This window comes from Chlorobium sp., assembly GCF_049593655.1.
In the GTDB taxonomy this organism is placed as follows: Bacteria; Bacteroidota; Chlorobiia; order Chlorobiales; family Chlorobiaceae; genus Chlorobium.
Window position 1 is genome coordinate 1 of record NZ_JBAWHG010000049.1, and the last position, 26,165, is coordinate 26,165.

Genomic DNA, 26,165 nt, shown 5'->3' on the forward strand with positions numbered 1-26,165 from the left:
TTTTGCTACTGGTGCACCCGGGAGGACTCGAACCTCCAACCCACTGATTAAGAGTCAGTTGCTCTACCGATTGAGCCACGGGTGCATTGCCTAAAAGAATATTATTTCGCCGGAGCAGCAGGAAGTAACGGAGAGACCGGAGTTTTCGGAAGCGAAGGAACGCTTTTGAGCGGTGCAACCGGAGCGCTCTCCTGCAGAATGCTTTTCGAACTTTTCAGTTTCGCCTCTCTTGCCGGAAGGGTAAACTGGGCGATGAAAGCGGCGATCATGACAACGGCGGCCAGGGTGGCCGTAACCTTGCTGAGAAAGTCACCCGTCCTTCTGACTCCGAGAGTCTGAACCGTACCCATACTGGCAATACCGCCGGTAAGACCACTTCCGCTTTTCGGGCTTTGCAGTAAAACAGACCCTACAAGCAGAATCGAAGCAAGCAAACCGACAATTACAAGAAAGACATGCATTTCCAGCCGCTGTATTAATGTTCCAAATATCGTATCTTATCACTGACAAAGGCCTTAATTTAGCAACTTTTGAATTATTTCCAAGCTGTGTTTACCGATGCGGGGAAATTCCTTGTTCTGACCGGACTTTGTGCCGTAATTTGCGGCTTGCTGCTCATGGCTGCAGGAAAAGCAGGAATACCGGGATGGCTGAACTGGTTCGGCAACCTTCCTCTCGATATCCGTATCAGAAAGGAAAACTTCCGGTTTTTCTTTCCCCTCGGCTCGTCGATACTCCTGTCCGTACTTCTCAGCCTTGTGCTGTTCCTTATCAACAAATTTATCCGCTGACCGCTCATGCTGCAAACCCTGAACACCCCAGGCCGAAAGGCGACCGTTACAAGAACGACAAAAGAAACCGATATTACGGCAACCGTCGACCTCGATGGCACCGGCGCCGCCAGCATACGTTCCGGAGTGGTCTTTTTCGACCATATGCTTGCCAACTTCAGCAAACATTCAGGAATCGACATCATCCTCGACTGCAAGGGGGATACGGAGGTAGACGACCACCACTCGGTAGAGGATATCGCGCTGGTGCTCGGCACCGCCCTCAACCAGGCGCTTGGCAGCAAGGCGGGAATCCAGCGCTATGGCTGGGCCATGATCCCCATGGACGAAACGCTTGCCCGTTGCGCCCTCGATCTCGGCGGCCGGAGCTACTGCGTCTTCTCGGCGGATTTCAAACGTTCGGTTATCCGGGGATTTTCAACCGAAATGGTCGAGCATTTCTTTCTGTCCCTGTCGAGAACCATGCATGCAAACATCCACCTGGCGATTCTTGACGGGAAAAACACCCACCACATGATCGAGGCCATGTTCAAGGCGTTCGCCTATGCCATGAAAATGGCCGTAGCCATAACCGGCAAGGAGCTGCCATCGACGAAAGGCGTCCTGTAAAATCAATCGTCCGGTTTAAAACTGAAAAAGGCTGCCGGGAAAATCCCCTGCAGCCTTTTTTCATTTCTCCATTGTCCCCTGTCCCCTGTCGGAAACGTGCTCCGCTCCCCGTTGTCATGAGCGGAAAGCACCATTGCCATTCACCTTACTTGGCGTATGCTATCGACCGCCTCTCCCGTACGATGGTCACCCTGATCTGGCCAGGGTACTGGGCTTCCGACTCGATCTTGCTGGCAATGTCGTGGGCAAGCACATCGGCCTGGGAGTCGCTGACGTTGTCGCCTTCGACAATAACCCTGATCTCCCTTCCGGCCTGCAGGGCATAGGTCTTCAGGACACCGGGAAATCCCTTTGCGATCTCTTCGAGGCTTTCGAGTCTCTTGACGTTGCCGTCGGCGGTCACAGCGCCCCTGGCTCCGGGCCGTGAGAGCGAAATGACATTTGCCGCATCGATAAGATCGGCAAGAGGAGACTCTTTTTCAACGTCCCCGTGGTGGGCGGCCACCGCATTGATGACCAGCGGCGACTCATTGAACTTCTTCAGGAAAGCGCTTCCGGTCAGGGCGTGGGGTTCGTTGCCCGCAGGAAGAACCAGGCCGATATCGTGCAGGAGCCCTGCACGCTTGGCAATGCGCACATCGAGCTTGAGCTCGGCGGCCATGAGGCCTGCCAGCATGGCTACCTCTTTGGTATGCTGCAGAAGGTTCTGACCGTAAACGGTATGGAATTTCATGTTGCCGATCAGCCGCACCAGTTCGGCAGGCATATCGGGAAGCTGCAACGAGGCGAGAGTCTCCTCTCCGGCGGTCATGATGACGTCGTCGATCTCTTTTTTGGCATCCTCATAGGCTTTCTCGATGGCAACGGGATGAATGATGCCGTCAACGAGCAGCTTCTGCAGGGTAAGCTTTGCAAGCTCGCGGCGGTGGGGATCGAAGCAGGAGAGAATGACCACTTCAGGGGTATCGTCGACTATGATATCCACACCGGTTGCATTCTCGAAAGCCTTGATGTTCCGGCCTTCGCGGCCGATAATGCGGCCCTTGAGCTCGTCACTCTGGATGTGCACCACCGAAAGGGCGTTTTCGGTGGCCTGTTCGAAGGAAATTCTCTGGATGGCCGTAAGCAGGGTCTTCTCGGCAAGACGTTCGGCCTGCTGCTCGGCATCTTCGTGAATGCGGTGAATCGTTTCGGTAGCCTCTTCGCGGGCCTTCGACACCATATTGTCTACAAGCATCTGGCGGGCCTCGTCGGCCTGCAGGTTGCTGATGCTCTCGAGCCGCTGGTTCTGCTCGGCAATGATCCTTTCAAGCTCGGCGGAGCGGTTTCTGACCGTTTCCATCGTCTGTTCGGACTCCTTGCGCTGCTCCTGGAGCTTGCGTTCGGCATCCCGGAGGTCCTGGCTCTGCTTCTTCAGCTGACCTTCCTTCTGCTGGATCTGTTTCTGGAGCTGGGTGAACTTGTTGTTCTTGATGACCACTTCCTGGTCGAACTCCCTCCGTTTCTTCTTCCACTCCTGATTTACTTCGGTAACCTTGAGCTCCTTGTACTCGTTGGCCTCTTTCTGGGCCTCCTGAACTATCTGTACAGCCCGTTCTTCAGCTTCAAGAACCCTTGTAGTACCGATACGTTCAAGGAAATACCGTCCGAGAAAAAAACCGATGACAAAAAACACGACCGCCGCAAATACAATCAGAAACAGGTTTATGACAATACCCATTACCGTTTACCTCCTTTTAACATGCTCCACCTCTCAGGAGAAGGAAGCACCGTTTTAAACAAAAAAATCCGCACCAGGGCGGGATGTGTAAGATTCAAGAACCCGTGCAACACGGTGGGCGCCTCCTTCAGGTTTTTTGCTTCCAATGCGGCAAATCCGGTGACTGCCGATGATACCCGGATGAACCGGAGAGTCAATCAAGGCCTGCAATCAAAAAGAAGAGTTCGGCTCCCGTCTTAATAGTGTTAGTTCTTTTACTTACAATACACCCCTCGTACCTGGTGCGGATATTTCTTCTACTCTAATGTAAATTATTCCTGTAAACTTTGCCCAATAAAAACATTGATCCGGTTTATTTTCTGCCGCAACTCTTCCAGTTCCTCTTCGAGTTCGATATTCTTTTCGGCAAACGAAATCGCTGAAAGCACAGCAAGTTTAACCGGTTCAAAAGTCGGCGCTTTTTCGGCGTACAGCCGCATGGCACGATCCACATCCTGAGCCGCATTTTCAGTCAGCTCACGGCTTCCGGTGCGCAGCGGATAACTGTCGCCGTAGACATTTACATCGATCTTTTCCATACGGCTCTCCTACAAGTTTCGGGGACTTCTCAGTTCCAGCTCGATCTTCTGCAGAATGAGTACAAGCTTCTGCTTGACCCGCAGTTTCTCGGCATAGGTAAACTCGGATTCAGGACCGGTCAGGGGAGTCGAGCCTGTATCAGGCAGCTTGCAGGATCTCAGAATATTCTGAAGAGTCGCAAGCTCCGAACGAAGCAGCTCATTTTCTCTCCGGCATTCATCCAGCCGGGAAACGAGGTTTCCGACATTCTCTTCAAGGAGGCTGACATCAGCCATGATGGTCTGCCTGTCCTGATCATGCATGGAACAAAAAGTATCAGACTTGTCGAATTACCGCACCAAGTTGTTTTCCGGCATTCGTGCCGGCCTTCTCAAGTATACCGTTGATTCTCTCGTCCTGCAGGGTTCTCTCGTGATCGACAATATCAAGAGAGAGCGCCACACTGCGTTCCCCACCTTGTTCCGCACTGCGTTCGAAATGATCGAAAACAGAGACGTTTCTGATGAGGGGATCGCTTGCCCTGACAACATCGACAAGCTTCTGAACAGCCACGCCACGGGGAAGAATGAACGATAGATCTCTCTGGACAGCAGGAAACCTGGAGGGTGGATCATAAACGACTGCAGCGCTGAACGCTTCCTCAAGCACCGCGGTATCGAGTTCCGCAAGAAACACATCCTGCCCGATATCGAACTCGCCGAGCACAGCACTGTCCACCATCAGGACCGTCCCTGCACGGCAGGTACGGCTCTCCCCCTGTCCGGTCAGCAGCAAATCAATACCAACCGTATTTTCATTATATGCAATAAGCGCTGATTTGTCAAGTAAATTCAGCTTCTCGAGCAGCATCTGCACCGCGCCGCTCATATCGTAAACATCGCTCTTCACGGCAGGCTGATTCCAGAGGCGGGGATGGCTGGAGCCGGTTATGGCCATGACAAGATACTCGCGCTCACCGAATGCTTCGAGAGGCGACGCCCCGTCCCTGGAAACACCTGCAGCGAGGAACCCGCTGGCAATCTCAAAAAACCGCAGGTCTCTGTTTCCGTGACGGATATTGTGTGCAATCACCTTCAGAAAAGCGGGAACAAGCGAAGGGCGCAGAACCTCCAGACCTTCACTGATGGGATTGAGAGCGGTAACGACCCGGCTGTCGAACAGTTCGGCTTCCGAACGCCTGATCAGCGGATTGGTGAGAATCTCCCGAAAATTGAGCCCGATGAGAATACCCCGGAGATAATCCGGAAAATATTCCGGCACCTTGCGGGACTGGGGATAGGTTGTCCTCATTTGGGCCGAGGGCTGGATATTGTCGTACCCGTATACCCTGGCGACCTCTTCGACGAGATCGATCTCCGACGTTACGTCAACTCGCCATGACGGAACACTGAACTCCATACCGCCATTCTCCGCCGAAGCGGCAAACCGGAAGCCGAGACGGACAAGAATGTGCTTCATGGTATCCGCGGCGATGGAACTGCCGAGCATGGCGTTGACCCTGTCGGGTCTCAGTGTAACCCTGCAGGGCTCCTCAGGCAGGGAACCGCACTCCATGGCCTCGGTTACCCGGCCGCCGGCAAGTTCAAGAATCATTGCAACGGCGCATTCCGCTCCCCTTTTCACATTCAGGGGATCGACCCCCCTTTCGAAACGGTAGGACGAATCGGACGAAATTCCGGCTTTCCTTGCGGACTTTCTGATACGGGACGGGGAAAAATAAGCCGACTCGAGCAGAATGTCCGTTGTGGCGACCGAAACCGCAGAATCGAGTCCGCCCATAACCCCGGCCAGTGCAGCGGGCTTCAGGGCATCGCAGATAACCGGCATCCCCGCAAGAACGGCGCAGTTTTCCTGATTGAGCGCCGTAAAGCCGGCAGCGACATCACTGCGGACCACCACCCGCTCGCCGGAAAGCTTCTTCAGATCGAAGGCATGCAGGGGCTGACCGATGGAGTGGAGGATGTAATTGGTGATATCGACAATATTGTTTTTCGGATTCAGTCCGATGCTTTCCAGGCGGCGCTTCAGCCATGCCGGCGACTCCCGCACCTCGATGCCGCGAATCACAACCGCGGTATAGTAAGGGCAGGCTTCCCTGTCGGCGATTTCAACCAGCGTGCCGGTTCCGGAAAAATTCACCGGATGCCCCGGCGGCAGGATGATCTCTTCGGGAGGGGCGAGTTCGCGGGCCATGCCAAGGTGCGAGAGCACATCGGGACGGTTGGGAGTAACGGCTATATCAAGCATGACGTCACTCTCCAGAACAGCCGAAAGCGGCGTACCGGGCAAGACTGAGGGATCGAGTTCCATGACTCCGCTGTGGTCCTCCGACAAACCGAGTTCATCGGCGGCACAGATCATGCCGAAAGAGTGCACTCCCCGGATTTTGGATTTCCTGATGGCCAGAACCTCTCCGTCCGGCAGCCGCAGCTTTGCGCCGACGGTAGCGACAGGCACGATCATTCCCTGGCGCACATTGGGCGCACCGCAGACAATCTGCAGCAGCTCATGGCCGCCGGCAGCAACCTTGCAGACCGTCAGACGGTCGGCATCGGGATGAGGCTGAACATCCTCGATCCGGCCGGCAACAACCAGTTCATCAGGCAGTTGCATGGCATGCACCTCCTCGACTTCAAGACCGAGAAAGGTCAGTTTTTCAACAAGTGCAGGGATGTCGGGAGAAAACGACGGGAGGAAATCTTTGAGCCAGTTGACAGATATTTTCATAGGACCGGGAGAATCTGCATTTGAAAATAAAAAAAGCTCTGGACCGGCAACGTACAGAGCTTGAAAAAACAGCAACGAAAAGATGTTTCCACTCCTGCACAACTCCCGGCGGGAAGAACCGGCAGGCGCCGGTGCAGGCTGAACAATCGTGTGACCCCAACGGGATTCGAACCCGTGCTACCACCTTGAAAGGGTGATGACCTAACCACTAGTCGATGGGGCCTTCTGCGGGTGAATGAGGGGACTCGAACCCCCGACCTCCAGGGCCACAACCTGGCGCTCTAACCAACTGAGCTACAATCACCATAAAAAGCCTATGGATACACCTTGTATGCCCGACTGGACTCGAACCAGTAACCCTCAGCTTAGAAGGCTGATGCTCTATCCATTGAGCTACGGGCACAACACATCTGTCAATGAACCCACCCGGTCGGGGCACCGAGACTCGAACTCGGGACCTCCTGCTCCCAAAGCAGGCACGCTACCAGCTGCGCCATGCCCCGTTTCCTTAATGGAAGGCTCACAATATAAGACATGGAACAACATTACCAAAAAAATAATCCCTCACATAAAAAAACCTGCCGTCTTCTCCGGCGCAGCCACTGGACCCATGAAAACCGGATCCCCACTTTCCGCCGAAAAGCGTCGGTTCAGGACCGGCTTATTCCGAAAAAACCCGAAATGATGGCTTTCAGTTCATCATGATAGAGCATGTCGAAAGCCTCTCCGGGAGAGACCACCCTGCGCTCGCGCAGATGCATCTCCTCCCACTCGTCAAGCATGTTTTCGATGAAGAAAGGAAAAACCTTCACGGAAAACTGTTTGCCGAACTTCCGGTACCGGTACTCTCCGATCTCCTTGTAACGGACACGGCCGACAAGCCCGGCCTCCTCATAGGCCTCTTTGGCGGCAGAATCCGCCGGGGAGAGCCCTTTTTCAACATATCCCTTCGGAATGATCCACCGGTCGGATTTCCTGGCCGTAATCAGCACCAGCCTGTCCTCAAGAACGGGAATCACCCCTGACTGTTTAAAAAGTCTTTTCAACTTCGCACCCGGAAATTTCTTTTTTGTCGTTTCTCGCCGATAAAATACAATTGATTTCCATATTTCCGGCATCGGAGACGCGGAGGCAGATGCAGTTCGGAATTACCCTTATTTTCATTAAAATATAAAAACAAGGTTTTTTCAACCCAGCTCAAGCACCCTCTGTCATGAAAGCCATCATCCCCGTTGCCGGAGTCGGCACCCGCCTGCGTCCACACACCTTCTCACACCCCAAAGTACTGCTGAACGTAGCGGGAAAGCCCATTATCGGCCATATCATGGACAAACTCATCGACGCGGGCATCGACGAGGCGATCGTCATTGTAGGATACCTCGGAAACATGGTCGAAGAGTGGCTGAGAAAAAACTACTCCATCAGGTTCACCTTCGTGAACCAGTCCGAACGGCTCGGCCTGGCCCATGCCCTCTGGATGTGCAAACCCCATGTAAAAAAGGATGAACCTCTTTTCATCATTCTCGGCGACACGATCTTCGACGTCGATCTGCAGGCTGTGCTCAAAAGCCCGGTATCCTCTCTCGGGGTTCATGAAGTGAAGGATCCCCGGCGGTTCGGCGTTGCGGTGACGGAAAACGGAAAAATCCTGAAGCTGGTCGAAAAACCGGATGAACCGGTCAGCAATCTTGCCATAGTAGGCCTCTACTTCCTCCTGCATTCGGAAGGACTTTTCTCCTCGATCGATCACATAATCGAGAACGAAATGAAAACAAAGGGTGAGTACCAGCTCACCGATGCCCTGCAGCTCATGATCGAACAGGGCGAGATATTCACCACCTTTGCCGTCGAGGGATGGTACGACTGCGGAAAACCGGAAACCCTGCTCTCGACCAACAAAACCCTTCTTCTCGAGAATCAGCCCGGAACAAAACAGTACCCCGGCTGCATCATCAACGACCCTGTTTTCATCGCGAAAAACGCATCGGTCGAAAACGCCATCATCGGACCCAATGCCACCATCGGAGAACATGCCGTGGTCTCCGATGCCATCATCAGGGACTCCATTATCGGCAACGATGCGCGGGTGAGCCACATCATGATCGACCACTCCATTGTCGGCAACAATGCATCGATCAGCGGCAATCCGCACGAAATCAACATCGGCGACTATTCGGAAATACGGGTGCGATAAGAGAGTTGTTGCATGAATGCAGCCGATTGCTTACATTTTTGCTTTGTCAAGCAACGGCATCCCCATTACCTATGGACACGGTGCCGCAGGCTCTTCCGGGAAAACCCTTTCCGGTTGCCTGAGGAAATTTTTTCCGTGTCCAGAGTCTCTCCCATTGAACTCCCGTTCACTGAAAATTCTTTTCCTGAAGCTGTTTTCCCAGTTGTTTCTGTTGTTCGTTTAACCAAACCATTACCAGAACCATGTCACAGTCAAGGTATTTCTTTACCTCTGAATCCGTATCAGAAGGACATCCGGACAAAGTTGCAGATCAGATTTCCGATGCCGTGCTTGATGATTTTCTCCGTCAGGATCCCAATTCACGTGTAGCATGTGAAACCTTCGTCACCACCGGTCAGGTTATCGTCGGCGGCGAAGTCACCACCAAAGGTATTGTCGATATCCAGAAAATCGCCCGCAAGGTTGTTACCGAAATCGGCTACACCAAAGGCGAGTATATGTTCGAAGCCAACTCCTGCGGCGTGCTCTCCGCCCTGCACAGCCAGTCACCCGACATCAACCGGGGCGTTGACCGCAAGGAAGAGATTGCCGACGAGTTCGACCGTGTCGGAGCCGGTGACCAGGGCATGATGTTCGGTTACGCCTGCACGGAAACTCCCGAGCTGATGCCTGCCGCCATCCAGTTCGCCCAGCAGCTCGTCAAGAAACTTGCCGAAATCCGCAAGGAAGGCAAAATCATGACCTACCTCCGCCCCGATGCGAAAAGCCAGGTGACCCTCGAATACATCGATGACAAAGTAGCCCGCGTCGACGCCGTGGTGGTTTCGACCCAGCACGATCCGGAACCGGCAGGCATGAGCGAAGCGGAGTTCCAGGCCGTGATCAGGAAAGACATTATCGAGAATGTGGTGAAAGTGGTCATTCCCGCAGACATGCTCGACGCCAACACCAAGTTCCACATCAACCCCACCGGCCGTTTCGAAATCGGCGGACCTCACGGCGATACCGGCCTGACCGGACGCAAGATCATTGTCGATACCTACGGCGGAGCAGCCCCTCACGGTGGCGGCGCGTTCAGCGGCAAAGATCCTTCGAAGGTTGACCGCAGCGCGGCTTACGCCTCCCGCCACGTCGCAAAAAACATTGTGGCTGCAGGCCTGGCCGACAAATGCACCGTTCAGGTATCCTATGCCATCGGTGTAGCCCGCCCGGTATCGATCTACATCAATACCCACGGCACCGCTAAAAACGGCCTTTCCGATGCTGAAATCCAGGAAAAAGCCGAAAAGATCTTCGATCTTCGTCCGGCAGCGATCATCAGACGATTCAATCTCGACAGACCTCACGGCTGGTGCTATCAGGAAACTGCAGCATACGGACACTTCGGCCGCGACATCTTCCCGTGGGAAAAAGCCGACAAGGTCGAAGAACTGAAGAAAGCGTTCGGCATGGCCTGAGAACTCTGAAGACAATACCATTCAAAACCAATCGACTCTTATGACAATCGAAGCGGAAGTGCTTGACTATAAAGTAGCGGACATATCCCTTGCCGAATGGGGGCGCAAGGAGATAGAGATCGCTGAAAAAGAGATGCCCGGCCTGATGGCCACAAGGCGGAAGTATGCCGGCCAGAAGCCCCTCAAAGGCGCCCGTATTACCGGGTCGCTGCACATGACCATCCAGACTGCCGTGCTGATCGAAACGCTGGTGGACCTCGGAGCCGAGGTTCGCTGGGCGAGCTGCAACATCTTCTCGACCCAGGACCATGCAGCCGCGGCTATCGCCAAGGCTGGCATCCCGGTGTTTGCATGGAAAGGCGAAACCCTCGATGAGTACTGGTGGTGCACCCGCCAGATCCTCGAGTTCGAAGGCGGCAAAGGCCCGAACCTCATCGTTGACGACGGCGGCGATGCAACCCTCATGATCCACCTCGGCTACAAGATCGAGAACAGCCCCGAACTGCTCGAAAAAGCTCCCGGCAACGCCGAAGAGAAAGCACTCTTCCAGCAGCTCCGTGAGGTGTACGCCGAAGATACGCAGCGCTGGCACAAGGTAGCCGCGGAAATGAAAGGCGTGTCGGAAGAGACCACCACCGGCGTTCACCGCCTCTACCAGATGATGGAAAAAGGCGAACTGCTCTTCCCTGCCATCAACGTCAATGACTCGGTCACCAAATCCAAATTCGACAATCTTTACGGTTGCCGCGAATCGCTTGCCGACGGCATCAAGCGCGCCACGGACGTCATGATTGCCGGAAAGGTTGTTGTGGTGCTCGGCTACGGCGACGTCGGCAAAGGGTGCGCACACTCCATGCGCTCTTACGGCGCGCGGGTGATCGTTACCGAAATCGACCCGATCTGTGCCCTGCAGGCATCGATGGAAGGTTTTGAAGTAACCACCATGGAAGAGGCCGTCGGAGAGGGCAACATTTTTGTCACCACCACCGGCAACAAGGATGTCATCACCCTGGAACACATGAAGCAGATGCGAGACGAAACCATCGTCTGCAACATCGGCCATTTCGACAACGAAATCCAGGTCGAGATGCTCAACGCCTATGCCGGAGCGAAAAAGCTCAACATCAAACCGCAGGTCGACAAGTACACTTTCGAGAACGGCAATTCGATCTACCTGCTTGCCGAAGGCCGTCTGGTGAACCTCGGTTGCGCTACCGGTCACCCGTCATTCGTCATGAGCAACTCCTTCACCAACCAGACCCTCGCCCAGATCGAGCTCTGGACGAAAGCGTATGCCATTGACGTCTACCGCCTGCCGAAAGAGCTTGACGAAGAGGTCGCAAGACTGCACCTCGGACAGCTCGGCGTCAAACTGACGACCCTTTCGAAGGAACAGGCCGACTACCTCGGCATTCCTGTCGAAGGTCCTTACAAGCCCGACCATTACCGCTACTGATGCACCATCAGCAAAACAGAAAAGGCAGCCCGCTAAGGCTGCCTTTTCTGTTTACGTTCCGATCGGTCAGATCAGTCGGATCGGACTGATCTTGCTGATTACATGCTGGGGCGGCAGGATTCGAACCTGCGGATGTCGGCTCCAAAGGCCGATGCCTTACCGCTTGGCGACGCCCCACCGTTACATGCAGGCCCTGATAATACGGATAATAACGGAAAATCACAATACGGCATAAATCCGGAGAAGGTCGTGACGCTTCAGGAAATCCCGCATGCTGTTTTCTTGTTCGAACAGGCTTATATTCCGGCAAATCATTATGTTTCAGTTATGGTCAAAGTCAAAATCTGCGGCATCAGAAGCCTTGAAGATGCCCTCTGCGCCTGCGAGGCGGGAGCGGATGCGCTCGGGTTCAATTTCAGCAGCCAAAGCCCCCGGAATATCGGGCCTGAAGATGCGGCGGCAATCATTGCGGAACTGCCGCCCTTCATCGCCTGCACGGGAATCTTCGTTGAACACTCCCCCCTGGAAATCAACTCGATCTGCACCAGATGCCGGCTGCAGGCTGCCCAGCTGCACTCCAGCCGCTATACGGCGGAAACCGCAAGGGCCGTCACCAGCGTCAGGGTTATCCGGGTTTTTCGTCCGGAACCCGGCTTTGATATCGCAATGGTAAGAAAATTTGCCCGGGAAAGCGGGGTCAACAGTTTCCTTTTCGATGCTTACCGGCCGGAAATGGAGGGCGGCACCGGCGAGCGGATAGAACAGGGGATGGCGGCGGCGATCTTCGAAGAGCTCAGGGGATTCGGCTACGCAATCCTTGCCGGAGGCCTCAACCCTGAAAACGTAGCTTCAGCAGTGCAGCTGACACGACCCTGGGCGGTAGACACCGCAAGCGGCGTTGAATGCTCTCCCGGCATCAAAAGCCCCGAAAAAATCAGGGCATTCATCGATGCGGCAAAAAACGCCTGAACAGTAAGGCGGCTCAACTCTGAAGCACCTGCCTGAGAATCAGCTCGGAAGCCGTATCGGGAAGCTCCATGGTAATGAGATGGCCGCACTCCGGCACGCACACGTAACTCCCCTTCTCGGTCATCTCCTGCAGTCTGCGGGTATTCTCACAGGTCATGATGGCGTCGCCTTCACCGGCGACAAACAGCACCGGCATATCGACGGCCCTGACCATATCGGGCACCGAATCCGTAATTTCAAAAGAGGTGATCTGGCGAGTCGTCTGCTCGATGGCTTCAGGCGCGCAGAGGCCGAGGCTCTTGAAACCGATGAGAATATCGTGCAGCATGACCGTGTTCTTTGCAAGCACAAGACGGGCGAAAATATATGCGGGAAGCCACCAGGTCAGACCCCTCAGCAGGTTGTTGAACATGAAGGTGAGCGAGGCTGGAGCCACGACTGAAATAAAGGCGTTGTTCGGCAAATAACCGAAATTGAAAAAGGTCATCGAAAGAATCCGTCCGGGAGCCGAACGGGCATAGTCGAGCGCGACAAAAGGACCGAACGAAAACGCTGCGATGTGGAACCGTTCGAGGCCGAGCCTGTCGACAAGCAGGCCGAGATCCTGCGCAAAAAAGTCGATGTGGTAGTGGTTCCGGGGATCCTTGTCCGACCAGCCGTGACCTCGCATGTCGTAGGCGATGGTCCTGATTCCCCGGCTGTTCAGATCCCTGATGACGTGATGCCACCACATCCACCAGCAATCCCATCCGTGAATGAGCACCACAACCGTTTTCGCATCGGCGGGACCGGAATCGTGGTAATGATGTACAATACCGTTGAGATCGACAAAATGGCTCTTCTCCATGAGCTCGAGCTCGTAACGCGCACGCTTGACTTCCGAGGTGGTGGCGGCATTGAGCTGTTCAAGAAGTTGCTGACGGTAGGTCCTGAACTTGTCGGTGGCCAGAGGCGGGAGAGATTGCTCCATAACGATACTGCTGAAGTTATAACGAACTGCAGAGATTAACCGAAAGGCAATTTAAAATATACAAAAGGAATCCCGTGATTGTTACGAAAATATCATGCACGCGGCGGCATATGGGCATCAGGGCGAACCACCGCGTGCATGTGCGGTTAGAACTGCCTCGAAGGTGCGGCGGGAGGCGTTTCGAAGAAGATCTTTTCGCATTCACGGCGGATGATCTCCTGCTGTTCGAGAATCAGTTCCGGATCGACGGTGAAATGGTTGAGCAACTGTGAAAAGATCTGGATGGAGGTTTCAAACTTTTCGGTCACAACAACATCGGCTCCCGCTTTATAGAGACTGTCAACCTCGTCGAGCGTTCTTGCCCTTACGATGACAAACGCCCTGGGGTTGATTTCACGGATCACCGGAATGCATTTGCGCACAGCGCCGTTGTCCGATATGCCGAGCACAACGGCACGGGCATGATCGATCCCGGCCCTCAGAAGCGATCTCTTCTCCGTACAGTCGCCGTAATAGATCGGCTCACCTTTGCGGCGCATGGTTCTGACGATTTCACGGTCAACCTCGAGCACCGAATAGGAGATATTGGTCGCATGCAGCACCGCTGCGACATTCTGCCCGTTGACGCCGAAGCCGATGATTGCCGCGTGAATCTCCCCCGCGCAGATGATGGTGCTGTCGGCAGGGCGGACCGGGACGGCTCCGGAATCCCTGTTCGGAAGCGGAATGAAACCCAGTACAGGAGCGACCTGATCGGCAACCTTGGGAGCGATTGCGATCATGGCCGGAGTGACGATCATGGTCACCACGATAATGGCGAGCATGGCCTGAAACACCTCGTTGGTGATGATCCTGTTATTCAGGCCGGATTCCGCCAGCACAAAGGAGAACTCTCCGATCTGGGCAAGCGCCATACCGGCCATCATGCTTACCCGAAGAGAGTAGCCGAGAAAAAGCGACACGCCGGCAACAAGCAGGCCCTTGACAAACAGGACGCCGAGAGCGATTGAAACAAAAAGCGGCAGATTGATCACCTTCACGTCGAGCAGGAGACCGACAGAGATGAAAAAGATGCTGGTGAACGCCTCACGGAACGGATCAATGGTGATACTGATCTGGTGGCTCTCGTCGGTACTCGCGATCACCATACCGGCGACAAAAGAACCAAGTGCAAGGGAGAGGCCGGCAAGCGACGTCAGATAAGCTGCCCCGAAACAGATGACCAGCGCCCCGATAACGAGCACCTCCCGGGCATGCAGCGAAGCGATCAAACGCACCATTCGCGGCATGAAAAGCCTGAAACCGGTAAAAATAACGGCGCCGAAAAGCAGTATGAATCCGACTTTTCTGAAAATATTCTCGACGGATGGAGTTACATCGGGGCTGAGAAAGTTGATGCCGATCATCAGCGGAACGATGGCTATATCCTGAAAAATCAGGATGCCGAGAGCGATCTTGCCATGCGGCAGTGCCAGCTCTTCGCGGTCGGTAAGTATTTTCAGACAGATAGCCGTACTGCTGACGGAAAACGTGAAACCCATGAATATTGCCGCCTCGACAGTAATGGATTTGCCGATACTGTAAAGAAACCAGTAGGCCAGACAGCTGAGGGCAAGTCCGGTAACGAGAATCTGCACGACCCCGCCAACCAGCACGATTTTTTTCAGTCTTTTGAGCTCTTCTACGGAAAACTCCAGCCCGATGGTAAAGAGCAGCAGAATCACACCCAGCTCGGCAAGCGTTCCGATCAGCTTCTCGTCATACACGGCGCCGATGCCGGAAGGGCCGAGAACGATACCGGTAAAAATCAGACCGATGACCGGCGGAATCCTGAGCCGCTGAAAAATCAGGATAATGGCGATTGCCAGTACACCGATAAGCACCAGTTCGCCGAGAAAATCAAATTCGTGCATAAAAAAACTGCGGATTCAAATCGCCAACTGTTTCAGGGGGGTCCGCACAAACCATTGCGGCTTTTCGGCCGGAGCAGAAGATCATTGCGCCTGCAGGAGCGGGCCCTTTATTTTAGTTACAAAATATCAGGCAGGTAAAGAAGCGAAAAGGCGGTCTTTTCAACCGCCTTTTCATGCAAATATCCGGAAAAGAATCAAACCTGAACATACACCGACGATTTCGCTCCGCAGATGGGGCACTTTTCCGGAGGATTGCCCAGCTCGATATGACCGCAGATGGGGCAGAGCCATACTTCGGTTGCGGTGATATCCTGACCGTTCTGCACCGCGTCCATGGCTTTCCGGTAGAGTTCGGCATGCACCTGTTCGGCTTTTACGGCGAAAGCGAACATGCGCTTTGCCGGGTGGTCTTCGGCTATTGCCTGTTCAAGCATGGGGGGATACATCTCGGTATGCTCGTAGGTCTCTCCTCCGATTGCGGTCAGCAGGTTTTCAGCGGTCGAACCGATGCCTCCGAGAGCGGCAAGATGGCCTTCTGCATGGATCAGCTCGGCCTGTGCGGTTGTTCTGAAAAGCTTGGCGACGTTGACAAAACCTTCCCGCTCGGCCTCCTTGGCGAAAGCAAGGTATTTCTGGTTTGCCTGGCTCTCACCGCCAAATGCTTCCTTCAGGTTCTCTTTCGTTGTAGGCATGGTTGTGCACGTTTATGATTGTTCTTCGAGATTGTTTGTGGAATGGGTGGATTGCTGTAAAAACAGGCTGGTTCCAGCTGAAAACAAGATATAAACAAGAGTAATAATGATTCGCAAATAATCCAAAAAGAAGGGTAACTAACGGTTTTTTTTATAATAGCCTTTCGAACGGATAAGACTGAACCACTCTTTGGCTTTTTTCTCGGCCGTACTGTCCGACATCCAGTGGATGAAATTCGCGATATCCCTTACGGCAACCTTTCCGGTACCGGGAATATCGACAAGCCTTGTTTCACCGAGCCTCCAGACCTGGGGCTGACGCACCCTGCCTTTTTCGGGATGGTCGTACTCGACCGGCGGAAAAACCCTGTCGAGGGAATGCCCGCGCCAGTCATCCTCGGAAAAGGTAATGTTTGCCGCAAAATCTCCGGCAGGCTTCATCGCCGCAAACCCGGCCGCGAGCATCAGGGGCCTTCCGTAAACCGACGGGATGTACTCTCCCGGTGAACCGGTAAAACCTGCAACGACGGTTCCCGAGGCAACGCCGATAGCCGGTCTGAAACCCGGCTCGTCGTTTTCGCCAAGTATTCTGGATACCTGCAGAGCATCGAGAAAAGGATCTTCGGAACCGAATGCCGTCGAAAAAAGCATGACCACGGCATGATCAATAAACCGCTCAACCATACAGAACCGCTCCTTTTCAAGCAGCCTGCGGATCCATGAAAGAAACATGTTCTCATAGATCAGCACCTCGGAAGGGGCCAGTTCGAGGGAGAGCCGGGAAAAACCCGAAACCCCTGCGTAGAGCGCCACACCCTCGAACTCAAGACCCTTTACGGCGAAAGGTCCGGACCAGGCGTCCTCGATTTCGACATCGACCGTCAGCGGCTGCGAAAGGAGAAGGTCCCTGACGGTATTGAACGTATGCGGGGTTTTCACTCGTGATTGCCGGATTGGTTGGAAAAATTACAACATTTTCTGCGCCACCTGCCCCCAAAGGGTTGAATGACAAGGGTGAAACAGTTATATAGAATTTCTCATTTAACCTTTCCAAAACCAAAACATCAACGGTTCATTTCCATCACCTCAGCCTCGCCATGTTCAAACCCAAGCTCTTCAGCGTTCTTTCGGAATTGACCCCGCAGCAGATTTCCCGCGATGTCACCTCAGGCATTCTTGTAGGCATTGTCGCCCTTCCCCTTGCGATCGCCTTCGCCATCGCATCAGGAGTATCGCCGGAAAAGGGCCTCATCACTGCGGTTATCGGAGGTTTTCTCATATCGTTTCTCGGCGGCAGCAGGGTACAGATAGGCGGTCCGACAGGGGCCTTCATTGTCATTCTTTACGGCATCGTAGAACAATACGGCGTCAACGGCCTCATGATCGCGACCATCATGGCCGGCGTCATCCTCATGCTCATGGGGTTCGCCCAGTTCGGCTCGCTCATCAAGTTCATTCCCTATCCGGTTGTGGTAGGCTTCACCAGCGGCATCGCGGTCATCATCCTTTCAAGCCAGATCAGCGACTTTCTCGGACTTGCCATCGATAAGGTTCCTGCCGGCTTTATCGATAAATGGGTTGCCTACGGAAGCCATCTTTCGACCATCAACCCGGAAAGTTTTCTTGTCGGCATGCTCTCGCTCCTTATTATCCTCTTCTGGCCGAAGGTTTCCAAAAAGATACCGGGATCGATCATCGCCATCGTTGCGGCAACCGCTCTGGTGCACTACTTCAAGCTCGATGTTGCAACCATCGAGTCGCGCTTCGGAGAGATTCCTTCCACCCTTCCGGCGCCGTCGCTTCCAGTCCTGGATTTTGCCACCATCAGACAGCTCATCATGCCGGCCACCACCATTGCGCTGCTCGGCGCTATAGAGGCCCTGCTTTCAGCCGTCGTATCCGACGGTATGATCGGCAGCCGGCACAAATCGAACATGGAACTGGTCGCTCAGGGTGTTGCAAACATCATCTCCCCGCTTTTCGGGGGCATTCCGGTAACCGGAGCCATCGCGCGCACGGCAACCAACGTCAAAAACGGAGGCCGGACACCGGTTGCAGGCATGGTTCACGCGCTGACCCTGCTGCTGATCATGATGCTGTTCGGAAAATGGGCGAAGCTCATACCGATGCCTGCACTTGCCGCCATCCTCATCGTGGTCGCCTGGAACATGAGCGAACACCATGTATTCCGCCAGTTGCTCAAAAGCCCGAAAAGCGACGTCGTGGTTCTCCTGACGACTTTCGGCCTGACCGTTGTTTTCGACCTGACTGTTGCCATTGAAATCGGCATGCTGCTTTCGGTTTTTCTCTTTATGCAGCACATGGCAAGTATCGCCAATGTCAATATCATTACCAGTGAATTGAAGGACCGGGAAGAGGAGGACGACCCGAACACCATCAGAACGAGAAGCGTTCCTGATGGCGTCGAAGTGTTCGAAATAAGCGGAGCGATGTTCTTTGGTGCGGCTTCGAAGTTCAAGGATGCCATGCATATCGTGGAAAAAGCGCCGAAGATCCGCATCATCCGCATGAGAAACGTCCTTTCGATCGACGCAACCGGCCTCAACATGCTCAGGGAACTGCACGCCGATTCAAAAAAGACAGCAACACATCTGATTCTTTCAGGAGTGCATGCCCAGCCGCTTTTTGCCATGCAGCAGTACGGCATTTACGATGAAATCGGGGAAAATAATGTTTTCGGACATATCGACGACGCCCTCGACCGCGCAAGAGAACTGCTCGGCCTGCCGAAAATAGGCAAAGGAAAGAACTTCATTCCGTCGGTACAGCGGGAAAACCCTGAAAGAACGTAAGCGGCGGAAAAAGGATATTTCTGCGGTGCAGGCAGTGGGCGGGAGCGCCTGGAGACCGATTTCCTGCCCACTGCGCACTGCCCGCCACTCGCCGCTTACAGCCCACCGCTTACCTCTTCAATCCTTGCTGCTGTATGTCCTGATGCTTGCAACCGCCTTCATGTCGTAGTAGGTATTGACCGCCAGCCCGTCCGCACCCTCTTCGGTTACACGAAGAAACAGATCGCTGATGAAAAGAACGGCATTCTCATAGATTTGCCCCTCGTTAATCTGCAGTTTGACCCCTTTGCGGATTTTGCGCGACATGGTTCCGTGCAGCGGCACCGACGCATACTCAAGAACCTTTTCCCATGCCTGCATATTGCTCTCTGCCATACTGTTCTCCTTTTTTTGATTGTTACAAAACCGGAACTTTACATTATTTTATTCGGTTTATTCATTAAATGATCTTCATTATTTATAAAATATAAAATATTTGCCTTACTATAGAAGTGAATAAACCTCCGTAACCTGAAAAAACATGAACACCATTCTCTTTTTCGAGAAACCCGGATGCCGCAACAACAAGCGGCAGAGAGCCATGCTTCAGCTTTCGGGACATGAAGTCGAAACTGTGAATTTACTCGAATATCCATGGACAAAAGAGGAACTCGGGTGCTTTTTCGGGGAAAAACCGGTTGCCGAATGTTTCAACCCGGCCGCGCCATCGGTAAAATCCGGCGAAACCGATCCTCAAGCCTACAGCAGGGACGAAGCACTTGAGGCCATGATAAGCAATCCGATACTCATCAAACGCCCTCTCATGAAAATCGGAGGTCGCTGTATTCAGGGATTCAACATGGCGCTGCTCAGAAACCTGATCAACCTCTCGCCACTCCCCGGAGCCGAGAAGGTGGTTGAATCGTTACGAATGACCGATATGGAAAACTGCCCGAATCCTGCCTATTTTTCATGCACAAACCAGAACCATTGAACCTATGGAAACATCATTACGTCCTCTCGGAACCGTCATGCAGCTGCTCGAAGAGCTCGGCCATGAGGTCACCTATGCATACGAAGATCTCGTTTTCGTAAACCACAGCGATTTTCTTCTGCAGTTCGGCGAAACCGGGTCGGTCATGCATCTTTTCTTCAACAGCGACTGCCCGAAAAAAAATGCCGACAGCATCGAAGCGAGTCTCATTCCGGCTGCAGACAAAAAAGGGCTCTCCGTATCCAAGAAAGGGCGATACAGCCTCAGCGAACAGCCCGACGAAAACCTGCAGATCCGGTTTTTCGACATGTAAGAACCCCCGTTCGCTTGGCCCGGCAGAAACAAAAAAAGTTCTGCCGGGCAAGGAACCATTTCGAACGGGAAACTCTTGTAATGAAGAATGGCAACGGAATCCGTCCAACTGGACGGGCCATCTTTCTGAAGCAGTTTCCCGCTTATGGCTACCTGGTACGACAATCTGAAAAAGCCCCCCTTCACACCGCCGAAAAACGTATTCGGGCCGGTCTGGAGCCTGCTTTACATTCTTATTTTTTCAGCATTGATCGTCTATTTCCTTTCACCCGAAAAAAGCAATCTCATTCCGGTCACGTTTTTCCTGCTGATCCACTTCGCGGCAAGTTTCAGCTGGACAGGACTCTTTTTTGGCCGGAAAAAAATCCTTGCCGCACTGCTCGATATTCTCGTTATCGACCTGACGCTCATTGTGGTGATGACATTGTTCTTTCAGGTCAATACCCTTGCCGGAACACTACTCATCCCCTACCTTGGCTGGGGGCTTTTCGCCGCATATCTCAACTGGGGAATCTACCGGCTGAACCCCGATGAAAAAGGAACGAGGCAATAGAAAAAACCGCAGGAACAACGAACCGAAAACCCCATGAAATACTCTGAAGCTCGCCACGGCCGAATCTTCGTCATCCGTCTTGAAGACGGTGAAACGGTGCATGAACAGCTTGAAAAATTCGCACGCGATCATGCTGTCGAACGGGCGCAGCTCATCATCATCGGCGGCGCAGACAAGGGAAGCCGCCTTGTCGTGGGACCTGAAGAGAGCCGGGGACTTCCGGTCATGCCGATGACGCACGAACTCTACGATGCACACGAGATCACCGGAACAGGAACCATCTTCCCTGATGACGAAGGATCCCCCGTTCTGCATCTGCACATGGCTTGCGGACGCGAGGAAAACACCGTTACAGGATGCATCCGGAATGGCGTTCGTGTCTGGCATGTCATGGAGGTAGTCATGACCGAGCTTCTTGAGAACACTGCGTCCCGGCAGCCTGATCCTCTTACCGGATTCAAGCTGCTGATACCCTGAGGGGGAATTTCACAGGAAAGGGTTCTCGGTAAAAGAGAGGCCGAGGGAATCGGCAAGCGTGCGATGGGTGACGGTGCCTTTCCAGATATTCAACCCTCCGGCAAGCCCCGGCATCATCACCATGGCACTTTCAAAACCAAGATCGGCAATCCTCCGGATGCAGGAAAGCGTCGCGCCTGAAAGCGCCTCCGTGGAGGTTCGGGGATATGCCGCGGGCATGTTGCTGACGCAGTAATGGATGACGCCCTCTTCGATAAACACCGGAGCATCGTGTGTCGTGGCTCTGGAGGTCTCGAAACACCCTCCCTGATCGATGGCGATATCCACGAAAACCGCCCCTTTTTTAACCGACCGGAGCATGCTGCGCGTCACGAGCTTCGCGGCAGCGGCGCCGGGAACGAGCACCGCTCCGATCAGCAGGTCTACCGAAGAAAGCTGCTCGTCGATATGCTGCTCGGTGGAATAAAGCGTATGCACCTGGGGCGGCAGGGCGGCTTCCAGAAAGCGCATGCGCTCCTGGTCGAGTTCGAGTACCGTCACATCAGCTCCGCATGATGCAGCCGCTCTGGCAGCCTGCATTCCTGCAGACCCACCTCCGAGAACGGAGACCTTTGCCGGCAGCACCCCGGGAACCCCTCCAAGCAGAATGCCCTCTCCTCCGTGCTGGTGAGCCAGATAATAACCGCCCATCAGCACACTCATTTTGCCGGCAATTTCACTCATAGGAGCAAGAAGCGGCAACCTCCCGTTATCCTGAACCGTTTCATAGGCGATTGCCGTCACACCGGAATCGAGCAGCGCCTGCAAAAGGGATGGATTTCCGGCAAGATGCAGAAACGTGAAAAGAATAAGGTCGCTCCTGAAATGGCGGAACTCCTCTTCCAGCGGTTCCTTCACTTTCACGACCAGTTCGCTCTGCCAGACCTCTTCGCTGCTTTCCGTCATCACGGCGCCAGCCCTGCGGTACTTGTCGTCACTGAAGCCGCTGTCGAGACCTGCTCCGCACTGCACCATGACCCGGTGCCCGCCGCTGACCAGATGCCGCACTGCCGAAGGAGTACAGGCAACCCTCGTTTCGAGCTTTTTTATCTCTCTGGGAACCCCGATATGCATAGTCAAGCAGTTTTTTTTCAATAACCGTCACGTGCACCAAACGGTTCACGCCAAACAGCCCCGTTCACCGGCACGGAACCCCCGGAGCGAAAAAAAACGGCTCCGTATGGCGCTTTTTCCGGCAGGGATGCCTATTTTCGAAACAAGACAGCAACTCCCGAACATGAAATCGTGAACAACAGCTTTTTTCTCGACATCACCTGGTGGCTTCTTCTGGGGGCAGCCTTCGCCGCGGCGGCGATACCATCCGTTATCCGTCCGTTCAGGCCTCTCACTGTATTCTTTTCAGTCATCTCCTGGTGCGTTGCCGTCGCGTTCGTATGGGCTCGACACAACACGGCCGCCGCTCTGGCGGCATCGATGCTTTCGCTTGCAGGGGGAATAATCGTGTTCCTGCTGGCGGTTTTTTTTTCAGGCCTCGACCTGATGGCAAAAAAACGATACCGCTGAGGGGAGTGCAAAAAAAAGCCACACCGGCACCACGCAGCTCGCAAAGCAGCTGTCAGGCATGGCCGAGATGCAGAAAGAGATTCACCCCCAAAGGCTCGCAGTAGACCGTAACCTGCTCTTCTGGAACTCCGGCGGCTTTTGCTAAAGCTGCAAGTTCCTGCTCGCTCCGGTGATAGAGGAACCATTTGCCGAACAGCTCCATATACTTTCTCGTCGGATTCCGGTTCGAGAAATTGCCGATTATGAGCCGCCCTCCGGTCGCAAGATATGCCCGCAATTTTACGAGCAGATAGACGAATTTCCTGTCATCCAGATAATCAAAAAGACCGGCCGACCAGATGATGTCGTACTTCCGGTCGGGCGTGAACCTGAACACGTTTTTATGAAAAAACCTGATTCTGTCGAGATAGGTCGAACATAATTCCGACGCGTAGGCAATGGACTCCTTGTCGTAATCCACACAATCGAAAGAGATATCCGTATCGGGATATTTCTGGAAAAACTCCAGCATATCTCTTCCGGGACCGCTCCCGACGTTCAGCACCCGAAGCTCGTCACCGTCATCCTTGCAGGATTCGAGAGTGTCGAGAAAAAACCTCTTCCGGTTTCTGACAGCTATGGGAGCCTGCTGGGCATGAAAGAATTCATCCCATCGCCTCAGATCCTCTTGTGTCGATTTCCAGTTCCTGTAGATTTTATCTATGATCTCATAATCACCCGAATAACCATGAGGCTTGTGAAACGCGAAACCCTGCATGGTTTCAACGGAAAGCACCGGGGAGATGATATCGAGCAGGTCGCCGTAAAGGATTGCCGGAGATGGCTGATCCAGCATACTTCCGATCCGCTCTATTTCAAGATGGAGGGCATCGTAATCCGACTCTTCAGGACCTTTTTTTTCCACCAGCTTTTTTATGAACTCCACAAAAAACTCCTTTTTTCAATTCCGGAAAACCTGAAAAGCCTTTTCCGGGATAATTGATTGTGTTTATTGCAATAACTCCGCATTAGCCCACTGCCCTATCTTGTTGACCAGAACCTGGTGATCGACCGGCTTGAGAAGATAATCGTTCATTCCTGCGTCGAGCGCCCTTGCTATTTCCTTTTCGTCCGACTCCCCGCTGAGCCCGATGATAGGAATATCCCGGCCGCAGATCGTATGATCATTGCGTATCTGCCGGGTTGTTTCAAGGCCGTCAAGTCCCGGCATCTGAATATCCATAAGAATAAGGTCACAGGCATAACTGTTGTACTTCAGATGTTCGAGTGCCCCCTCTCCGTTGACGGCCTCGATAATATTGATCTGCAGTTTTTCCAGCATCCACCGGATTGAAAGCCTCATGACGTGGGCGTCATCGACAAGCATGACCGTAAGACCCGAAAAAGAGGCGCTGCCGTTGACGGGCCTGTTCTTCAAAGCAGATCCGATACTCCTGATCAGTTCGAATTCACGGACAGGCTTTGCAATCAGCCCCTGCATACCGACCTTCTCGGTTTTAGCGCTTGCTATGTAGGAGGGAGTCGCCGTATAGCCGATAATGGGAATATTCAGGGCCGAGTCGCCCGCCTTTCCGGCCCTGATGGCCTCGGCAGCCTCGAAGCCATTCATAACAGGCATGTTCAGGTTCATCAGCAGCACATCGTAACGGTTCAGCCTGATCATCTCCAAAGCCTCCCTCCCGTTTGCAGCTTCATCGATATTGATCGGAAAATGCTTAAGATAACCCATCGCCATTTCCCTGCCCTCCGCTTCGTCGTCTGCCAGGAGAATGCGTTTATCGCGGAAAACCTCGGCATGATCTGCGATGGTCTTTTTCCTGTAAACGGCAAGTTCCTTTTCGCTGACGGCGGGAAACGAAAGCATGAACTCCGTATAGCTGCCCTTCAGCGAATCGCAGACGATATCTCCCTCGAAAGAGCGCATCACCCGTTTGCAATAGGCAAGCCCGAGACCGGTACCTCCTTTCTTGCCCGATGTAAAGAACGGCTCGAAAAGCCGGCTCAAATTTTCCGGAGGAATACCCGGCCCAGTATCTCGCACGTAAACCCGGTTCCGGTCGCCATCGCTTCGTATACGGATGGTAATACGGGCGTCCGGCTTCGTCTTGATGAAGTAAAAGGCATTGATGATGAGATTGAAAAGCACAAAAACATACAAGGTTTCATCGACCTTTATGAAAAAGTCCTCGTCATATTCGAATGTAAGTTTCCGGCGATCCCTGTCGGATTCATAACCGTATTCATCAAGGGCTTTTCGGGTAACGGCTACGCAGGAACAATAGGTGAAGGCCGTTTTATCTATCGATTTGTTCTTAACCTCGTTAAGAAGCATATCGATAATCTGTACTCCTCGGGTAACGGCCATCTTCCCCTGTGCAACGCTTTGATAGACCCGGTCAAGACCCTCGGAAGAGATATATTCAGCGATTTTCTGCTGATGTTCGACAGGAAGCTCATGCAGGATCTTCTCGAAACTGAACTTCACCTGTCCGAGCGGATTGCGCATCTCGTGCGCAATACTGGCGGCAAGCATCTGCAGGGCAGTGTTTTTTTCCTGGGCGACAATGCCTTTTATGTTGCTCAGGCTGAACATGTAACCGGCAAAAATCGAAAAAACAGCAACGATGCCATACTGGAAAACATTGAACTGGACGGCGAGTTCGACAGGAGGAGGAAGCAGGAGAAAAGCCACAAAAGCCATGGCCACGCCAACAATCAGATCGAACAGGAACATCACGAAGTTCGGCACGAAAGACATCAGGACGAAAATCATGAAAATCTCCCAGTTCAGCCAGGGATCCTGAAAATTATTCTTGAGAAGGAAGAGCGTAATAATAAACGGGAGTACGTAAATGAGCATGAGGTGCCAGTAGAAGACAAAATACTTTCCCAGGAACTCCGGGTTTTTAAGCCTGAAAAGCACTCCGATACAGAGCGCAACCCCGACAAGCCTTACCGGAAGGTTCTCCCAATCGTTATGCAGCAGGTACTTATAGACGAAAAACAGCATGAAATGGCCGGAAGCGCCTATGATTGCCGCAGCAATGATATTGAATCGTGAAACCTGTGTCCCCTGTCGGGAAGATGAGCGGAGAAGATCAACAATGTTCATGCAACAACTTATTTCCTGAGTAATTGGGGTACTATCGAAATAAAGCCTGACAAATGAAATGACAAGGCCCCGGAAACCGGCGCACGGGTGTCCTTTAAAGTTGAAAATTCACCTTTGCCGTTCGGCTGCAGCCGAGTGGCAGACCATTATTGACCGAAACGATGGACTGAACAACGGGGGGAGGTTCGGGCATAGTTACAACGTTACGGAAAACTGGGGATAGGGTTAACAGCGTAATATAAGGCTTTTTATTATTACTTGAAAAGGATTGGAAGCGAATCCGGA

The 26,165-nt window shown here is 53.3% G+C and carries 26 protein-coding genes and 6 tRNA genes; 12 read left to right on the top strand and 20 right to left on the bottom strand.

Features of this window, described 5'->3' with window-relative positions:
* Positions 1-9: 9 nt before the first annotated feature.
* Positions 10-85 (bottom strand) — tRNA-Lys (locus WBP50_RS08575).
* Positions 86-101: 16 nt separating this feature from the next.
* Positions 102-461 carry a preprotein translocase subunit SecG gene (gene secG / locus WBP50_RS08580; protein WP_423933440.1) on the bottom strand — a complete coding sequence of 120 codons (360 nt, stop codon included), beginning with the start codon at positions 459-461 and terminating at the stop codon, positions 102-104.
* Positions 462-548: 87 nt separating this feature from the next.
* On the opposite strand from secG, the gene WBP50_RS08585 reads away from it, so the two are divergent.
* Positions 549-791: a DUF2905 domain-containing protein gene (locus WBP50_RS08585; protein WP_423933621.1), complete on the top strand. Its 243-nt coding sequence runs from the start codon at positions 549-551 to the stop codon at positions 789-791.
* A gap of 6 nt (positions 792-797) precedes the next feature.
* Positions 798-1,400 (top strand): imidazoleglycerol-phosphate dehydratase HisB, encoded by a 603-nt coding sequence (hisB, locus tag WBP50_RS08590; RefSeq protein WP_423933442.1) that lies wholly within the window; start codon positions 798-800, stop codon positions 1,398-1,400.
* A gap of 145 nt (positions 1,401-1,545) precedes the next feature.
* Here the strand turns inward: hisB and rny are convergent, their stop codons facing one another.
* The 9 genes from rny to WBP50_RS08635 form a co-directional block, all read right to left on the bottom strand.
* Entirely contained in the window at positions 1,546-3,120 is a 1,575-nt protein-coding gene (gene rny / locus WBP50_RS08595) for a ribonuclease Y (RefSeq protein ID WP_423933445.1), read from the bottom strand.
* A gap of 311 nt (positions 3,121-3,431) precedes the next feature.
* Positions 3,432-3,698 (bottom strand): cell division protein ZapA, encoded by a 267-nt coding sequence (locus tag WBP50_RS08600; RefSeq protein ID WP_423933446.1) that lies wholly within the window; start codon positions 3,696-3,698, stop codon positions 3,432-3,434.
* Positions 3,699-3,707: 9 nt separating this feature from the next.
* On the bottom strand, positions 3,708-3,974 hold the full coding sequence (locus WBP50_RS08605; RefSeq protein ID WP_423933447.1) for a hypothetical protein: 267 nt from the start codon (positions 3,972-3,974) through the stop codon (positions 3,708-3,710).
* A gap of 40 nt (positions 3,975-4,014) precedes the next feature.
* A complete protein-coding gene (gene pheT / locus WBP50_RS08610; RefSeq protein ID WP_423933449.1) occupies positions 4,015-6,426 on the bottom strand; it encodes a phenylalanine--tRNA ligase subunit beta in 2,412 nt (803 codons plus the stop codon).
* Between the two features lie 151 nt (positions 6,427-6,577).
* A tRNA-Glu gene (locus tag WBP50_RS08615) sits at positions 6,578-6,649 on the bottom strand.
* A gap of 6 nt (positions 6,650-6,655) precedes the next feature.
* A tRNA-His gene (locus WBP50_RS08620) sits at positions 6,656-6,731 on the bottom strand.
* Positions 6,732-6,756: 25 nt separating this feature from the next.
* Positions 6,757-6,829 (bottom strand) — tRNA-Arg (locus tag WBP50_RS08625).
* 27 nt (positions 6,830-6,856) lie between these two features.
* A tRNA-Pro gene (locus WBP50_RS08630) sits at positions 6,857-6,929 on the bottom strand.
* Between the two features lie 147 nt (positions 6,930-7,076).
* A complete protein-coding gene (locus WBP50_RS08635; protein WP_423933451.1) occupies positions 7,077-7,472 on the bottom strand; it encodes an NUDIX hydrolase in 396 nt (131 codons plus the stop codon).
* 167 nt (positions 7,473-7,639) lie between these two features.
* Between WBP50_RS08635 and WBP50_RS08640 the strand changes: the two genes are divergently transcribed.
* The 3 genes from WBP50_RS08640 (at position 7,640) to ahcY (ending at position 11,533) form a co-directional block, all read left to right on the top strand.
* A complete protein-coding gene (locus WBP50_RS08640; RefSeq protein WP_423933453.1) occupies positions 7,640-8,620 on the top strand; it encodes a sugar phosphate nucleotidyltransferase in 981 nt (326 codons plus the stop codon).
* A 242-nt stretch (positions 8,621-8,862) separates the two neighbouring features.
* Positions 8,863-10,077 carry a methionine adenosyltransferase gene (gene metK / locus WBP50_RS08645; RefSeq protein WP_423933455.1) on the top strand — a complete coding sequence of 405 codons (1,215 nt, stop codon included), beginning with the start codon at positions 8,863-8,865 and terminating at the stop codon, positions 10,075-10,077.
* A gap of 40 nt (positions 10,078-10,117) precedes the next feature.
* Positions 10,118-11,533 (top strand): adenosylhomocysteinase, encoded by a 1,416-nt coding sequence (gene ahcY / locus WBP50_RS08650; protein WP_423933457.1) that lies wholly within the window; start codon positions 10,118-10,120, stop codon positions 11,531-11,533.
* Positions 11,534-11,638: 105 nt separating this feature from the next.
* Here ahcY and WBP50_RS08655 read toward each other — a convergent pair.
* Positions 11,639-11,710: transfer RNA gene (locus WBP50_RS08655), tRNA-Gln, on the bottom strand.
* A gap of 150 nt (positions 11,711-11,860) precedes the next feature.
* On the opposite strand from WBP50_RS08655, the gene WBP50_RS08660 reads away from it, so the two are divergent.
* Complete coding sequence (locus WBP50_RS08660; protein ID WP_423933458.1) at positions 11,861-12,502, top strand: phosphoribosylanthranilate isomerase; 642 nt, start codon at positions 11,861-11,863, stop codon at positions 12,500-12,502.
* Between the two features lie 13 nt (positions 12,503-12,515).
* Here WBP50_RS08660 and WBP50_RS08665 read toward each other — a convergent pair whose 3' ends face one another.
* The 4 genes from WBP50_RS08665 to WBP50_RS08680 form a co-directional block, all read right to left on the bottom strand.
* On the bottom strand, positions 12,516-13,472 hold the full coding sequence (locus WBP50_RS08665) for an alpha/beta fold hydrolase (RefSeq protein ID WP_423933461.1): 957 nt from the start codon (positions 13,470-13,472) through the stop codon (positions 12,516-12,518).
* 146 nt (positions 13,473-13,618) lie between these two features.
* Complete coding sequence (locus WBP50_RS08670; protein WP_423933464.1) at positions 13,619-15,385, bottom strand: cation:proton antiporter; 1,767 nt, start codon at positions 15,383-15,385, stop codon at positions 13,619-13,621.
* Positions 15,386-15,579: 194 nt separating this feature from the next.
* Positions 15,580-16,077 carry a rubrerythrin family protein gene (locus tag WBP50_RS08675; RefSeq protein ID WP_423933466.1) on the bottom strand — a complete coding sequence of 166 codons (498 nt, stop codon included), beginning with the start codon at positions 16,075-16,077 and terminating at the stop codon, positions 15,580-15,582.
* A 138-nt stretch (positions 16,078-16,215) separates the two neighbouring features.
* Complete coding sequence (locus WBP50_RS08680) at positions 16,216-17,016, bottom strand: adenylate cyclase (protein WP_423933469.1); 801 nt, start codon at positions 17,014-17,016, stop codon at positions 16,216-16,218.
* Positions 17,017-17,174: 158 nt separating this feature from the next.
* Between WBP50_RS08680 and WBP50_RS08685 the strand changes: the two genes are divergently transcribed.
* Positions 17,175-18,890, top strand: coding sequence for a SulP family inorganic anion transporter (locus tag WBP50_RS08685; protein WP_423933472.1), 1,716 nt, complete (start codon positions 17,175-17,177; stop codon positions 18,888-18,890).
* A 117-nt stretch (positions 18,891-19,007) separates the two neighbouring features.
* Here WBP50_RS08685 and WBP50_RS08690 read toward each other — a convergent pair whose 3' ends face one another.
* On the bottom strand, positions 19,008-19,265 hold the full coding sequence (locus WBP50_RS08690) for a hypothetical protein (RefSeq protein WP_423933474.1): 258 nt from the start codon (positions 19,263-19,265) through the stop codon (positions 19,008-19,010).
* A 145-nt stretch (positions 19,266-19,410) separates the two neighbouring features.
* On the opposite strand from WBP50_RS08690, the gene WBP50_RS08695 reads away from it, so the two are divergent.
* The 4 genes from WBP50_RS08695 (at position 19,411) to WBP50_RS08710 (ending at position 21,205) form a co-directional block, all read left to right on the top strand.
* On the top strand, positions 19,411-19,863 hold the full coding sequence (locus WBP50_RS08695; protein ID WP_423933476.1) for an ArsC/Spx/MgsR family protein: 453 nt from the start codon (positions 19,411-19,413) through the stop codon (positions 19,861-19,863).
* A 4-nt stretch (positions 19,864-19,867) separates the two neighbouring features.
* Positions 19,868-20,176 (top strand): hypothetical protein, encoded by a 309-nt coding sequence (locus WBP50_RS08700; RefSeq protein ID WP_423933479.1) that lies wholly within the window; start codon positions 19,868-19,870, stop codon positions 20,174-20,176.
* 144 nt (positions 20,177-20,320) lie between these two features.
* A complete protein-coding gene (locus WBP50_RS08705; RefSeq protein ID WP_423933480.1) occupies positions 20,321-20,728 on the top strand; it encodes a TspO/MBR family protein in 408 nt (135 codons plus the stop codon).
* Between the two features lie 33 nt (positions 20,729-20,761).
* Entirely contained in the window at positions 20,762-21,205 is a 444-nt protein-coding gene (locus WBP50_RS08710) for a PPC domain-containing DNA-binding protein (RefSeq protein WP_423933482.1), read from the top strand.
* Positions 21,206-21,214: 9 nt separating this feature from the next.
* Here the strand turns inward: WBP50_RS08710 and ald are convergent, their stop codons facing one another.
* A complete protein-coding gene (gene ald / locus WBP50_RS08715) occupies positions 21,215-22,318 on the bottom strand; it encodes an alanine dehydrogenase (RefSeq protein WP_423933484.1) in 1,104 nt (367 codons plus the stop codon).
* Positions 22,319-22,489: 171 nt separating this feature from the next.
* Here ald and WBP50_RS08720 point away from each other — a divergent pair, with 171 nt between their 5' ends.
* Positions 22,490-22,768 carry a hypothetical protein gene (locus WBP50_RS08720; RefSeq protein WP_423933487.1) on the top strand — a complete coding sequence of 93 codons (279 nt, stop codon included), beginning with the start codon at positions 22,490-22,492 and terminating at the stop codon, positions 22,766-22,768.
* A 52-nt stretch (positions 22,769-22,820) separates the two neighbouring features.
* Here the strand turns inward: WBP50_RS08720 and WBP50_RS08725 are convergent, their stop codons facing one another.
* Complete coding sequence (locus WBP50_RS08725) at positions 22,821-23,693, bottom strand: class I SAM-dependent methyltransferase (RefSeq protein ID WP_423933489.1); 873 nt, start codon at positions 23,691-23,693, stop codon at positions 22,821-22,823.
* 63 nt (positions 23,694-23,756) lie between these two features.
* Positions 23,757-25,880, bottom strand: coding sequence for an ATP-binding response regulator (locus WBP50_RS08730; RefSeq protein WP_423933492.1), 2,124 nt, complete (start codon positions 25,878-25,880; stop codon positions 23,757-23,759).
* Positions 25,881-26,165 lie beyond the last annotated feature (285 nt).

Bases quoted from the DNA above. Each gene is read 5' to 3' on its own strand.
- WBP50_RS08605 (WP_423933447.1), bottom strand. From the start codon at position 3,974: ATGGCTGATGTCAGCCTCCTTGAAGAGAATGTCGGAAACCTCGTTTCC.
- WBP50_RS08640 (WP_423933453.1), top strand. From the start codon at position 7,640: ATGAAAGCCATCATCCCCGTTGCCGGAGTCGGCACCCGCCTGCGTCCA.
- WBP50_RS08695 (WP_423933476.1), top strand. From the start codon at position 19,411: ATGAACACCATTCTCTTTTTCGAGAAACCCGGATGCCGCAACAACAAG.
- WBP50_RS08730 (WP_423933492.1), bottom strand. From the start codon at position 25,880: ATGAACATTGTTGATCTTCTCCGCTCATCTTCCCGACAGGGGACACAG.
- WBP50_RS08675 (WP_423933466.1), bottom strand. From the start codon at position 16,077: ATGCCTACAACGAAAGAGAACCTGAAGGAAGCATTTGGCGGTGAGAGC.
- metK (WP_423933455.1), top strand. From the start codon at position 8,863: ATGTCACAGTCAAGGTATTTCTTTACCTCTGAATCCGTATCAGAAGGA.
- WBP50_RS08710 (WP_423933482.1), top strand. From the start codon at position 20,762: ATGAAATACTCTGAAGCTCGCCACGGCCGAATCTTCGTCATCCGTCTT.
- ahcY (WP_423933457.1), top strand. From the start codon at position 10,118: ATGACAATCGAAGCGGAAGTGCTTGACTATAAAGTAGCGGACATATCC.
- WBP50_RS08685 (WP_423933472.1), top strand. From the start codon at position 17,175: ATGTTCAAACCCAAGCTCTTCAGCGTTCTTTCGGAATTGACCCCGCAG.
- secG (WP_423933440.1), bottom strand. From the start codon at position 461: ATGCATGTCTTTCTTGTAATTGTCGGTTTGCTTGCTTCGATTCTGCTT.
- ald (WP_423933484.1), bottom strand. From the start codon at position 22,318: ATGCATATCGGGGTTCCCAGAGAGATAAAAAAGCTCGAAACGAGGGTT.
- WBP50_RS08670 (WP_423933464.1), bottom strand. From the start codon at position 15,385: ATGCACGAATTTGATTTTCTCGGCGAACTGGTGCTTATCGGTGTACTG.
- WBP50_RS08690 (WP_423933474.1), bottom strand. From the start codon at position 19,265: ATGGCAGAGAGCAATATGCAGGCATGGGAAAAGGTTCTTGAGTATGCG.
- WBP50_RS08660 (WP_423933458.1), top strand. From the start codon at position 11,861: ATGGTCAAAGTCAAAATCTGCGGCATCAGAAGCCTTGAAGATGCCCTC.
- WBP50_RS08705 (WP_423933480.1), top strand. From the start codon at position 20,321: ATGGCTACCTGGTACGACAATCTGAAAAAGCCCCCCTTCACACCGCCG.
- WBP50_RS08600 (WP_423933446.1), bottom strand. From the start codon at position 3,698: ATGGAAAAGATCGATGTAAATGTCTACGGCGACAGTTATCCGCTGCGC.
- hisB (WP_423933442.1), top strand. From the start codon at position 798: ATGCTGCAAACCCTGAACACCCCAGGCCGAAAGGCGACCGTTACAAGA.
- pheT (WP_423933449.1), bottom strand. From the start codon at position 6,426: ATGAAAATATCTGTCAACTGGCTCAAAGATTTCCTCCCGTCGTTTTCT.
- WBP50_RS08700 (WP_423933479.1), top strand. From the start codon at position 19,868: ATGGAAACATCATTACGTCCTCTCGGAACCGTCATGCAGCTGCTCGAA.
- WBP50_RS08665 (WP_423933461.1), bottom strand. From the start codon at position 13,472: ATGGAGCAATCTCTCCCGCCTCTGGCCACCGACAAGTTCAGGACCTAC.
- rny (WP_423933445.1), bottom strand. From the start codon at position 3,120: ATGGGTATTGTCATAAACCTGTTTCTGATTGTATTTGCGGCGGTCGTG.